Below are 12,764 nucleotides of genomic sequence, written 5' to 3' on the forward strand. Positions count from 1 at the left end.
ATAGGTTTGTACCCACCTTTTGTAAATAGGTGCCTTTTTATTATGCTTCTGCACTCGATCTTAATCATTTTCACACCCCCTTTAATTCCATCGTCATAAATACACTATTTGGATCTTCACTATAATCCGAAAATGGCTCACAATAGAGGAACCCGAAACTTGCATAGAGTCTTCGAGCCGGTTCGAAAGCCCCCTGTGACCCTGTTTCCAAACTTAACCTAAGGTAGCCACGGCGCTTGGCTTCTTCGATAATGTGTTTGAGCATTTGTTTGGCGACACCTTTTCTCAGATGTGCTGAGGAGGTTCGCATCGATTTGATCTCCCCATGGTGGTCATCCAATTCTTTCAGTGCCCCGCACCCAACCAATTCCGTTCCCTCCCATCCACTCCAGAAGGTAATCTCTGAACTCCGCAATTGTTCAAAGCCTAGAGCATGAATGCTTTCAGGCGGGGAACTTTGGTGCATCCCTTGAAGATGTTCCCGCACCAATTCTTTTACAGCATTTCCGGTTAAATCATCTATTTTAATTTTCATATGACCCCTCCATTCCAATCGTATACAGTGAACACCTTCCTTTCAAGCACGTTGGCAGGAAATCTGCCAAACGACTTCCTATTGACAGTATTGGAACTAAAAGGTAATATAAAAGTAACTACTATGTATTGCCAAGTAGTTATTTTTTCAACCGACTATCTTGTTTTACCAAGTAGTTGTTTTTTTCAGTAGCTATCTTGTTTTACCGAGTAGGTATTTTTTTTCAGTAGCTATCTTGCTTTACCAAGTAGTTGTTGAAAAGGTTTAGGGAAAGGAGCTATACCATGTCCTTAAGAAGCCAATTACTAAAGGGAATCTTGGATGGGTGCGTCTTGGCCGTAATTGAAAAAGAACCAGTATATGGCTACGAATTATCTAAAAAGCTTCAAGAATTCGGATTAAGTGATGTAAGCGAAGGGACGATTTATCCCGTATTGCTCCGCTTACAGAAAAACGGTCTGATCAGGGGAGAAATGCGGCCATCCGAGTCCGGTCCAAACCGAAAGTATTATTTTTTAACAAATGAAGGTAAAGAGGCGCTAGACATTATTGTATCTGAGTGGAAACAGATGGTTGAACCAGTTAATTCTTTATTTAAGGGGAGAAATGACGATGAAGGCTAAACAATTAATTGAGGAGAATAACAGAAAACGCGAACAACTCACAAAAGAGAACGAAAAGTACTATAGTGATATGATGATTTACATTCGTCTCCAATTTACTCTATCTGAACAACAATCCGAGGAAGTGTTGATGGAAATGCTCGATCACCTCCTTGATGGGCAGCATGAAGGTAAGTCTGCGAAGGATATATTTGGTGATGATCCCAAAGGGTATGCGGATGAAATCATTCAAAACTTGCCGAAGGAACAAAAACGAGAGGTCATCCCATTTATTATGGGGATTGTTCTCAATCTGGTCAGTTGGATGCTCATGATTCGGGGAGCGGTGATTGTCACTATCTCGCAATTTAAGAATGAGGATGTGGATTCTAGCGTTTATCTGTACCCTACTCTCCTGTTATTTGCCGTTATTTTAGGATCAGTTGCATTCGGCGTTTGGTTTTTCTTTCGAACCATCAAACAATCTTTATTTAATGAAAAGGCAAGCGAAAAGAAAGATATGCTAAAGGTCGGGATTTTCGGAGCTGTCTCCATGGGACTTGTCATTGCTTTAACGAAGTTTATACCAGACTTCGGTCCTGCCTTCGACTTTTCTTGGTGGGCGTCCTTACTAACAGGCGGGGTCCTTTGGGTAATCGTATTTATGGGGAAAAAATTTGAGTGGTTCAAATAAAATGTTGGATTGCTCGATTACCTGAACCAGGCACCTGCCTGGCTTTTTCAATCTTGGGTTTGAGGTGCGGAATTTGTTAGGCAAATAAACAATGGATATTGGCAGGTGAAACATAATTTTGGCAGTTAAGTGCTCCATAATGGCAGGTAAGGAACTCTTTTTGGCAGGTAGAGGATTTTTAATGATGGTAACTTGTACATAAATCCAGCTTTCATGCTTAATTTCGAGCCGAATATCCATATGCAGGAAACTTTGATACCTGAACCTGGCTGCCGCCTGGCTTTTTATAGGATTCAGTGAGGTGGTAGAATTAATTAGGCAGATAAACAAAGAGGATTAGCAGATAAAACACAATTTAGGCGGGTAAATGCTCCGAATTGGCAGGTGGGGAGAACATTTTGGCAGATAGAGGATTTTTCACATAAAAAAAACACCGAATTCGCCCCCACTTCGAATTCGGTGTCTTCCACCAACATTATGCTGCTTGCTCAATCATCGTTTCTCTCGCCTGCTCGCGTTTTGAAACGAATGGCCATGTACGTGAATGTCACGAGCATGAATCCAGCAATGTATCCTAGCAAAATGACGTTGTTATGCCACATGTATGCAAAGTTGCCGCTTGAAATAACCGCCTTAAACGCTTGGACGGTGTACGTCATTGGGAAGAAAGCGTTAAATGGCTGCAGCGCTTCCGGTATTAACACAAGTGGGAAGGTTCCCGCGCTTGTCGTTAATTGCATGATGAGAACAAGAATCGCGATGAAACGTCCGACATCCGCCAATGTGGTCACTAGCATTTGAATCAGTGTCACGAACACCATACTGGTGATGATCGATGTCACCACAAATAACGGCAGGCTTTGTACCTCGATTCCTAAACCAACTACTAATACGAAATCGACCAATAGTGCTTGAATGACACCGATCAAGGTGATGACTCCCAATTTACCGAAAAACCATTGTCTAGCTGAAGCTGGTTGAACGGCAGGTTCTCTTAACCCAAAAACGATCGAAATAATCAATGCCCCGACAAAAAGACCCAATGAGATAAAATACGGTGCAAATCCAGTACCGTAGTTTGGCACGGTGTTAATCTCATTTTTATCAACCTTAACGGGCTCACCCATCATATCATAGGTATCTTCGTCCGCTTGAACTGCATTTGCCTGCTCGGCACCTTCTGCAAGCTTTTCGCTTAATTCTGAAGAACCATTTTGTAGTTTTTCCGAACCTGCTTGTAAATCAGAAGAACCCTCGGCCAGCTTACCGGTACCATCAGCGATTTTATCTGCGCCTTCGGATAATTGTCCCATACCCGCTATCAGCTGATTGGCACCTACATTTAGTGCAGCTGACCCTTCATAGAGCTGGTGAATACCCAGCTGTAATTTTTCCTGGTTGGCATTTATTTCTCCTAAGCCGCCAATTAATTGATCGAAGGCTGGATCAGTTTGTTTTTTCAATTGCTCTTCAAGACCATTTGCGGCCCCAAGCAATTGTCCATTTACTTGAGTTTTAAATTGAGAGAACCCCTGGTGCAATCCAGGCGTAATCGCTTGTGATACCTGCTGCTCGACCTCTGCCTTGGTTGGCGCAGCTTGTTGTTCCATAATCGTCTGAACAGTTTCAGCTGGAACTCCGTTTGCGATTAAAGCCCCTGCCAGCTCCTGCATTTTTGCCTTTTGCTGTGCTATCATCTGGTCGGCAATCTGTGAGGTTAACCCGTCACCCAACTGTGTTTCAAACTGATTGATACCCGCATTTAACTTTTCTGTACTGCCAGTTAATTGACTGCTAATCCCGGCAGCAATGCCAGCCGGTAATTCCTTCTTCATCTGTTCCGCACCATTTTGTGCTTTTTCGGTGCCTGTCACCAGCTGTGGAAGTTTTTCATCCACTTCCGCCAAGCCTTGATTGATGGCAGTCGACCCTTTTGCCAGCTCATCCGATCCTGAGGCTATGCTATGCACGCCTTCCTCAAACTGTATTGATTTACTCGCTAACAATTCCAGGTTTTCCTTTACCTGGCCTACACCATCCGTAAGTTTCGAACTTCCATCATATAGCTGATTGGCTCCCTCACTGGCTTTGTCTAATCCTCCAGCCATATCGGTTACTTTTTCAAAAATGCTTTCCGAGTAGGTCGAGATAATCTCTTTTGAAATTTCCGCTTTGATTTCCTTCATCGCCGTTTCGCCGATTTGTGCGGATAAGAAGTTGGCTCCTTCATTTGGCACGTATTTCATTTCTAATTTTTTCGGCTTATCCTCCAGAAGAGTCGTAGCATTTTTTGAAAAATCATCTGGAATTTCCACTAGGATATAATACTTTTGATCCTCTAATCCTTGATAGCCTTGCTCCTTATCCACGATATCAAAAGCAAATGTATTACTTTTCTTCAAATTTTCGACTAGGTCCTCCCCTAGCTGAAGCTCCTCTCCGTTGAGGCTTGCTCCTTCATCCTGGTTCACAATCGCCACCGGCAGGTCGCCTAAATATTTATATGGATCCCAAAACGCCCATAAGAACATTCCCGCATATAGCACTGGTATAAAGAGGATGGCGATGATGGGAATTAGAATCTTTCGATTGGAAAGGATAGATTTTAATTCTGCTTTTATTCCTTTCATGGTATGCTCCTCCTAGATTAATGACCGTTTTATTCATTTGGTCATTTTTAGATAAAAATAATGACTACTTTGTTCATATGGTCAATTTTAATGAAAAATAAAAGACTTTTATGCTAACAAGCCTTTTAATAGATAGAGTTCAAAGAGCTTTGAGATTTCCTCTTTATCCAATGGTGGATGGTTTCGCTGCCAATCAACCACTAACGAGAAGTACATTTTTAACATCACAAAGGCTGTGACCTCAGGATCACAAGACTTGATTTCGCCCTTGTCGATAGCCTTTTGAATAATGGCCTTCATATACTGGATGATGGATTGCTCCACTCTTTGCATGGCTTCCACTACGGTTTGCGTCCCCATATCCCGCTCTTCTTGAATCAATTTAATGGTGAGCTGATGGGATTCCCGGAACTCATGAATCGAAACTAACACATTGTTGACATTTTCAAGAATGGAGGCAGTGTCGTCCATAGCCCCTTCTACGACTACACGAATCTCTGCAATGAGCGAATGAATAATTTCATCGAATAACTCTTCCTTCGTCTTGAAAAAGGTATAAATGGTTCCCTTTCCTACATTGGCTAACTTTGCAACTTGATCCATCGTCGTTGCTTTATACCCATACAAAGAAAAAGACTTAGCTGCTGCCTCAATAATCAACTTCTTCCGATCAATAACGGCCACGTCCACTCACCTCACTTTTTTAAAAACTGACTAAAAAACTAAATCGGTCATTTTTACAAAAGGTAATATATCATACTGATTTAAATTTAGCAATACCCATCTTGGACATCCTTCATGTGAATACCGCTTCCTTCATCATTGGCTCCCACTCTTCGACATATGTCTGTGAGTTCCTACGCAGATTTTGTCAACCGAATTTTGGGAACTTTTTTCCACTTATTCACGTCTTATTGAGTAGAGACAAAAAGGAATAACTGGGGGATCATTTCGATGAAAAGGTTTTTAATTGCGTTGTTTATTGCGCTCTGCTTGTTTTGTGCGACTGGAGGGTTGGAAAGATTTGCTTCAAAATTAGAGATTCAGGAGCCTGAAGTTACCCAAGATATAGAATCTGCTGCCAAAATTTCATTGTAGAGTCACAGTCCTAGCACTGCTGGGACTGTTTTTGTATTTCTGCCGTCACCATTTCCCCTTTTGGACATACCCTATTAGTGGAAAAGGAGGTGATATTGATGGGAGTACGGCCACGCCGCCTTGAGCTAGAACGACGCGTACAGCGGCTTGAACGTCTGACCGAGCGACAACAACGTGAAATCCAGCGTTTAGAAGACCAAATGGAGACGGTAAACCAACGATTATAAGCGATTGAAGAAAATTGCTGCAACGAACAGGAGTAAAATTGAATTTTATATGTATAAGAGACTGATAGATTGGTAAGAATGTTGATAGAAATGAATTTTAAGGGGGAATGAACCAATGAATGAAACGAAATTGCTATTATCACAGTTTGCTAATGAAGAAGGCTTCGAGCTTACGAATTACCTTACTCACCTGTTTGAATATGTGTCTAAACAACTGGGACAGACTCCGGCAATAAACACAACTTCAGAAATTGAAAATACCTAAGTCCGGGCGTTGCAGAATGCCTGGTTTTTTTGTGCTCTTTTTTGATTCATTATTCGCGTATCACTGACTATTTTAAGCAAAAAGGCTTGTTCTCAATAGAAATCCTCTTTTCTCTCCTCGAAAGGTCAATTTTTGGGTATAATAAAGGAATATGGATTTTTCGGAAAAGGGGGTCGTGGCCTTGGAGTCAATGACTGCAAATGAACGGATTGAACTCCTCGCGGAGGAAATAAAGGAATTGCTGCACCCGCATGCCACCGACGATGTCAAGCTGGTTCAAAAGGGCTTAATGCTGTACCGGCAGGGTTTGGTAAAGCAATTGCAAGTTTGGAATGCCCAAATTACGGCAACGGTTCAGGACGTAACGCCTTGCTATGTTAAGCTCAATTTTGCCTTTTTGGCCTCGAGTCAGTGTACCTGCCCCCATGAGGGATTGTGCCGCCATCAGATGGCCGTGTTTTTTGCGGCTTATTCAAGAATTGGCAGTGTCGCCGATTGGGTTGCAGAATGGCGGGAACCGATGAAAGAGAAAAGTGCTGTCACGAATTGGGGGCTGCAGGCGGCAAAGGATTTAATCAAGGCGAACGGTGTGATGAAGCCTGATTATCGCCGTTGGGTTGAATCATTCGAGGTCAGCTTCGATACGATTCTGAATTCGAAAAAATATTCCAGCCCTTTTATTATTGCAGAGCTGTTTAATATTTTTGAACGGCGGATTAAAGCGAGCGCCCCGGTGGAACAAGAATGGCGTTTGTTATATGAAATGGTCGGGATTGTGGTTTCGTTTAGGAAACTCGCTGTTCTGACTGAGGATGCGGGTTTTTCTGAGGAGAGTGTCAGACGCGCCTATCTCTCTGTGTTTCATAATTTAATTGAGGATGCGGATGAGCTCGTTTTAAAAATTGGTGTTCAATCGCTGCCGTTTGACTTCGATGAGTTTATTATGCAATTAAAGGACGATGTTTTCGAGCTGCTGACGGTGTCCACTGGGCTCGAGCAGGAGCGCATCTATTTGTATCGCCTGCTCTGGACGAACCTTTTTAAAAAGAAGGAGTGGCGGGAGCAAGAGAGTGTCCGGATCCATGAGCGGATGAAATCTGCGAAGGAGTGGGAGAATCTGAATCCGCTGATGATTGCTGGAGTCCATATCAGCTTTCTGCAGCAAAAGGATGAATTGGCTTTAGATTTGATTGATAAAATCGAGGATTCTCTGATTACACCTTATATGCTTCACTGGATTGACCTATTGTCACAGACAAAATCGTGGAAACGAGTGGGACCGGTCGTTGAGCTGTTTGCATCTAAACTTAAAAGTTATTTAGCCTTTTTGCGAACGTATCACTCCTGTGCTGCTTTTACCCGATCGGCACTTAAGGCGATTTCCCCGTACGTTTTAGAAAATGGAAAGATCGAATTGTACGAACGTGCTATGCTGGCGACATTACCCTATAGCTATACGGAATATGAATTTTTGCTATTTGAACGAAAGCAATTCGAAAAATGGGGCGACCTTCAGGCATTCATGGGCTGGAGCTACTACGATCTGCCGCGGGAGCGCGTTAAGGTGATTGAAAAGGAAAAGCCTGAGGTCCTGCTCGGCATGCTGCACCAATCTGCGCTCCAAGAAATCAATCAAAAAAACCGGTCCAGCTACAAAGCAGCCGTTCGGCACCTAAAAAAGCTGCGGACTCTCTACAAAAAAATTAAACGCGTCGACGACTGGCAATACTTCCTCAACACCCTAATGGACAAAACCAAACGCCTCCGCGCCTTCCACGAAGAATGCAGGCGCAGCAAGCTTATTGAGGAATAGGATGTGGTGGTGTGGCGGTGGTTGGGTGACAGGCACCGCTCGTGGACAGTGTCTTTCTGTTGTGACAGGCACCGCCCGTGGACACTGTCCACCTCAGACGGACAGTTCTGATGTGCATTTTTAGGATTTTTTGAGTGGTAATTTTGGTTTTGGACTTTTTTTAATGGGTTTTGGACTATATTTCATTCGTTTTGGACATTTTTCTATGGGTTTTGGACATTTTCCATAGTCTTTTGGATAATTAGACATTTTTTTGGAAACCCACAACCCACATCCAAAAGCCAAAACTCAATTTGGCACCATATACACCCTAGTAAAAGGAGTAACATGACGATGCTAAAAACGAGATTTATTAAGCTACTGACAATAAAATTGGAAGATGGCCGCTATCTTCTGGCTGCTGAGGATGAACACGGGTCTGGTTTACCTCCTTCTGAGTGGAAAAACGTGCTATTCAGCCTGCACCAGGAGAGCTTTTTTGGCACGCTTCTAGAGACGGAGTCAGTGGATGGCATCGAGGGAGTTGTGGTCACGGGCTGGCACCTGGTTTCTCTTTTTGCAAAGGAATCCTTTAACCGGTTTATCGACTGGGACTGGGATGATCAGTCGGAAATTTGCCTAGCTGCCGCTCATGCCCTCCATGAAGGGATTATCGAGAAGGATTGGCTGCCGGACTTTTCTGTTTGGGAGCATGAGGATTTCCGCTGGCAGCTACCCGCCCGGGTCATGGATGAATTTGATCCATCCTTCTGGGATCAACCTGTGGATTCCCATATCGAAGACTCTGAAAAGGTACAAGAGTTTATCTCTGATTTATATAATCAGTCTTTAGATGCCTACTTAACGAGAAATTCTGCTATGAAAGAACTTTTCGGACCAAAGCTTGATTTACTTCGGAAACAGAATATATCTGGTGCGGAACTGTCCCGCTATTTTGATGAAGAAAGCTGGCTTGAGTGGGTTGGCATCAAGGAAAGCGACACCCCCTTTACGATTGGGCTGAAATTAGATGAGCCCTTAGATGGAGAAGGTCTATGGAACCTAGATGTCTTTCTGCGCGGCAAGAAAAATGTCGATGATGTCTATGAGTTGGGCGCTAAACTTCCGGCAAGATGGAGGCCATTTTTAGAAAGTGTTGAACGCCAGCAAGGCCGCTGGGTGAAGCTAATTCCTTGGATGAGTGAGGACGGAGCGACCTTAAAATCAGGACTCACAGAAGAAGAAGCCTGGATGTTTTTGACGGAAGCTAGTGAAACGCTTGTAGCTCTCGATGTAGAAATCCTGCTTCCTTCTTGGTGGCAGGCAATGAAAAATGCTAATTTGAAGGTGAAGGCGTCACTTAAAGGGTCTTCTAGTCATCGTCCATCATTTGTCGGACTTCAGGCCATGCTTGACTTCAATTGGCGATTCTCGATGAATGGGGTCGACCTTTCCGAGGAGGAATTCGGCCAGCTTGTGGAAGAAAAACGCCGGCTTGTTTTTATTCGCGGCCGCTGGGTGAAGCTCGATCCAGGTTTTATTCGGCAAATTCAGGATCTGATGAAACGGGCCGAAAAAGAAGGCTTGCATGTTAGGGACCTGCTTGAACAAGAGCTCGTCGAGGCACCTCCTACTGAAGATGAGCTGGAAAATCCAAAGGCCTTCGCGCGGATTCAAATTGAATTGAACAGCCAATGGAAAAAGATGATTCATCAGCTTTCCCAGGCACATGAGATTCCTTTGGAAACAGTACCAGGGGGACTTCAGGGCGAACTCCGCCCTTATCAGCAGCTTGGAATGAGCTGGCTCTGGTTCCTCCGCCAATACGGTTTTGGTGCTGTCCTAGCCGATGACATGGGGCTTGGGAAAACCGTTCAATTGATTGCGTATTTATTGAAGGTGAAGGATGGAGTTGGGGTCCTTTCGGAAGAGGTGACAGGCACCATATTGGGCGCAACTTCTGATGCGGTGACAGGCACCGAAACCGAAGCAGGTTCAGATGCGGTAACAGACACCAAAATTGTCAGCAATTCTAAAAAGCAAACTTCCGCAAGTAAAAAGGAACAAGTTTCAGGCGAAAAGACACCTGTAAAGGCTGCTTTGATTATTTGTCCAACATCTGTCCTTGGGAATTGGCAGAAGGAGCTTGAACGGTTTGCACCAGAGATGAATGTATATTTGCATTATGGTTCGAACCGGTTGAAGGAAGAGGCTTTTTTGGAAAAGGTTAAAGATGCTGATGTTGTCCTGACTTCATACGGCCTAAGCCATATGGACACCGAGGAGTTTGAATCCATACTTTGGAGCTCGATTGCCATTGATGAGGCACAGAATATCAAGAATGCAGGAACGAAGCAGTCAAAGGCCGTACGTAGGCTGCGTGGAGGGCATCACATTGCCTTAACTGGAACACCAATGGAAAACCGGTTATCCGAGCTGTGGTCCATTTTTGATTTTACCAATCATGGCTATCTTGGCAGCTTGGGGCAATTTCAGAAAAAGTTCGTGATTCCGATTGAGAAAGATGAGAAAAAGGAAAAGGTCAATCAGCTTCAGTCTTTAATCCGCCCGTTCCTGTTGAGGAGGACAAAGAAGGACGAAGAGGTTGCCCTCAACCTGCCTGACAAGCAGGAGCAAAAAGAATATTGCCCGCTTACGACGGAGCAAGCGTCGTTATATGAGCAGCTCGTCAAGGATACGTTTGCCGAAATTGAAAAGCTGTCTGGTTTCGAACGCAAGGGGTTAATTTTACAAATGCTCAGCCGTTTGAAGCAGCTTTGTAATCATCCTGCCCTTTATTTAAAGGAGAGATCAGCTGACAGGGTGCTGCTTGAGCGCTCCAATAAATTAGAAAAGCTGGTCGACCTGGTAGACGCTGTTTTGGAGGCTGGTGAAAGCTGTCTCATCTTTACCCAATATATTGAAATGGGTGAAATGATCCGCTCGGCTTTAAAGAAGAAGTTTGGAGTCGAGGTGCCGTTCCTGAACGGAAGTGTACCGAAGACGAAGCGTGATGACATGATTGAGAAGTTCCAAAACCATGAGTTCCCTGTGTTTTTGCTATCGTTGAAAGCTGGAGGAACCGGGCTGAACCTGACGGCAGCCAATCACGTCATCCACTACGACCGCTGGTGGAATCCAGCCGTTGAAAATCAAGCCACCGACAGAGCGTATCGAATCGGCCAGTCCCGATTCGTCCACGTGCACAAACTCATCTGCACCGGTACCCTTGAAGAAAAAATAGACGCCATGCTTGAGAAAAAGCAGCACCTAAACGACCAAATCATCCAAAGCGAAAACTGGATCACCGAACTCTCTACTGACGAACTCAAGGATTTAGTGTATTTGGGGTAGTTGGGTGACAGTAACTGGGTGACAGGCACCGCTCGTGGACACTTTCCACCAAGGGCGGACACTTCCACCATTCAGGCTGACACTCCTACTCCTACGATAAACCAGTCTTCGGACTGGTTTTTATTGTTGAACTGCCCAAAAAACAAAAAGAGATCTAACATCCTTTTGATGTCAGATCTCTCTTTTTGTATCTAATTTAAAACGACGATTTTTACGGTTTTTCTGCCCCATGCATAGGCATGGGCATTGTTTGGCATTAACACATCGATTTTATGGCCTTTTATCGCGCCGCCAGTATCACCAGCAATCGCCACTCCATAACCCTCTACCCATACTTTTGAACCTAATGGAATTACAGATGGGTCGACAGCAATTAATTTCATGTTTGGATTTTCCTTAATATTGTAACCCATGTACGTGATACTTCCTGATGATTCATGGCTGTATGCTGTTGAGGAGACATACATTTCAGAGCCTGATTGTGCTACAGGTGTTGGTGCTGGTGCTGGCGTTGCAGCCGGTGCAGGTGTGTTAGAAGCAGCCATAGTTGTTGCTGCTTCTTGTTCTTGGCGAACCTTCGCTTGCGCCTCTGCCAACTGTGCTTGAATACCTGCCATTTCTTCATTTACTTCACTATATTTTTGTTGCATAACTGTTAAGGACTCTTGTCTCTTTTGCAAATTCACATTCAGTTCTGCTTGCTGTCGGTTTAGATTTTCTCGCTCTACAGCCAGCTGTTCTTCTTGCTTGGCGATCTCTTTCTTATCGTCTTCAATTTGCTTAAGATCGTTTTCTTGGTCCGTCATAATATCTTTATCAGCATTTAACAGTGTCGTTACCGCACTCGCACGGTTAATAAAATCTGCTAAATCTTTAGATTCTAAGATTACATTGATGACAACATTTAGATTGTCATCCTTTTGCATAGCCACTAACCGACTTTTCATAACACTCTTTCGGTTATGAATTTTATCCTGAAGGACGACGATTTCCTCTTTTTTCTGTTCTATTAATTGTTGGGTTGCAGCGATCCTCTTTTGAGTATCTTCCAACGCTACTCTATTTTGGGTAATAAAAGATTGTAAATCATCCATATCTTTTTTAATCTGTTCGATTTCATTGTTAATAGAGTTCTTTTCATTCGCCTTTTGTTCAAGCTCTTGCTGAACATTATGTAAAGCGTCCTTACTTGTTTGTGCATGTGCCACAACCGTACCTGACACCAATAATACGCATGTTAGAAACATGAAAATCATACGCCTAAAATGTTGCATACGTTTTCCCCCTTCTCTATTAGTCTATTTATACCAGAACTATGTGCCAGATATATTACAAAAACATTAAAACTCTATCACAATTTGTCATATAACAGAGGAAAACACTAGAAACAGATGAGAAATATGGATAATTGCTCGGTGCCTGTCACCGCTCGTGGACATTTCGCCCATTTTGTCCGTGTGGAGTGGACAGTTTATTGTTTTGTGGTTTATTTACGCGCAATTTAGGAAGTGGAAAGAAGGTTTTTGTTGTTATTTTAGTAGTTGTTTTGTCAAAACTGTGAAATATA

At 43.5% G+C, this 12,764-nt stretch carries 10 protein-coding genes; 6 read left to right on the plus strand and 4 right to left on the minus strand.

The features are described 5' to 3' along the window. Positions 1 to 70: 70 nt before the first annotated feature. Positions 71 to 535, minus strand: coding sequence for a GNAT family N-acetyltransferase (locus V7108_RS22510; RefSeq protein ID WP_335569515.1), 465 nt, complete (start codon positions 533 to 535; stop codon positions 71 to 73). 284 nt (positions 536 to 819) lie between these two features. On the opposite strand from V7108_RS22510, the gene V7108_RS22515 reads away from it, so the two are divergent. Together V7108_RS22515 and V7108_RS22520 are read left to right on the plus strand one after the other, a co-directional pair. After that, positions 820 to 1,158, plus strand: a complete 339-nt coding sequence (locus tag V7108_RS22515) for a PadR family transcriptional regulator (RefSeq protein WP_335510811.1) — start codon at positions 820 to 822, stop codon at positions 1,156 to 1,158. Then, positions 1,148 to 1,831 carry a DUF1129 family protein gene (locus V7108_RS22520; RefSeq protein WP_335569516.1) on the plus strand — a complete coding sequence of 228 codons (684 nt, stop codon included), beginning with the start codon at positions 1,148 to 1,150 and terminating at the stop codon, positions 1,829 to 1,831. The genes V7108_RS22515 and V7108_RS22520 overlap by 11 nt, the downstream gene beginning before the upstream one ends. Positions 1,832 to 2,319: 488 nt before the next feature. On the opposite strand, the gene V7108_RS22525 is transcribed toward V7108_RS22520, so the two are convergent. Then, positions 2,320 to 4,461, minus strand: coding sequence for a YhgE/Pip domain-containing protein (locus V7108_RS22525; protein WP_335569517.1), 2,142 nt, complete (start codon positions 4,459 to 4,461; stop codon positions 2,320 to 2,322). Between the two features lie 108 nt (positions 4,462 to 4,569). Then, the gene (locus tag V7108_RS22530) at positions 4,570 to 5,136 is read right to left on the minus strand and encodes a TetR/AcrR family transcriptional regulator (RefSeq protein WP_335569601.1); all 567 of its coding nucleotides are present in this window, start codon (positions 5,134 to 5,136) and stop codon (positions 4,570 to 4,572) included. A gap of 279 nt (positions 5,137 to 5,415) precedes the next feature. Between V7108_RS22530 and V7108_RS22535 the strand changes: the two genes are divergently transcribed. From V7108_RS22535 to V7108_RS22550, 4 genes are all read left to right on the plus strand, one after another. Beyond that, a complete protein-coding gene (locus V7108_RS22535; RefSeq protein ID WP_335569518.1) occupies positions 5,416 to 5,559 on the plus strand; it encodes a hypothetical protein in 144 nt (47 codons plus the stop codon). A 342-nt stretch (positions 5,560 to 5,901) separates the two neighbouring features. Continuing rightward, positions 5,902 to 6,051 carry a hypothetical protein gene (locus V7108_RS22540; protein ID WP_335569519.1) on the plus strand — a complete coding sequence of 50 codons (150 nt, stop codon included), beginning with the start codon at positions 5,902 to 5,904 and terminating at the stop codon, positions 6,049 to 6,051. Positions 6,052 to 6,241: 190 nt separating this feature from the next. Then, entirely contained in the window at positions 6,242 to 7,864 is a 1,623-nt protein-coding gene (locus V7108_RS22545; RefSeq protein WP_335569602.1) for an SWIM zinc finger family protein, read from the plus strand. A gap of 333 nt (positions 7,865 to 8,197) precedes the next feature. Beyond that, positions 8,198 to 11,197, plus strand: a complete 3,000-nt coding sequence (locus V7108_RS22550; protein WP_335569520.1) for a DEAD/DEAH box helicase — start codon at positions 8,198 to 8,200, stop codon at positions 11,195 to 11,197. A 191-nt stretch (positions 11,198 to 11,388) separates the two neighbouring features. On the opposite strand, the gene V7108_RS22555 is transcribed toward V7108_RS22550, so the two are convergent. After that, positions 11,389 to 12,471 carry a 3D domain-containing protein gene (locus tag V7108_RS22555; RefSeq protein ID WP_335510824.1) on the minus strand — a complete coding sequence of 361 codons (1,083 nt, stop codon included), beginning with the start codon at positions 12,469 to 12,471 and terminating at the stop codon, positions 11,389 to 11,391. Positions 12,472 to 12,764: the final 293 nt, after the last annotated feature.

It is taken from the genome of Neobacillus vireti (assembly GCF_036962345.1).
Lineage (GTDB): Bacteria > Bacillota > Bacilli > Bacillales > Cytobacillaceae > Neobacillus > Neobacillus vireti_A.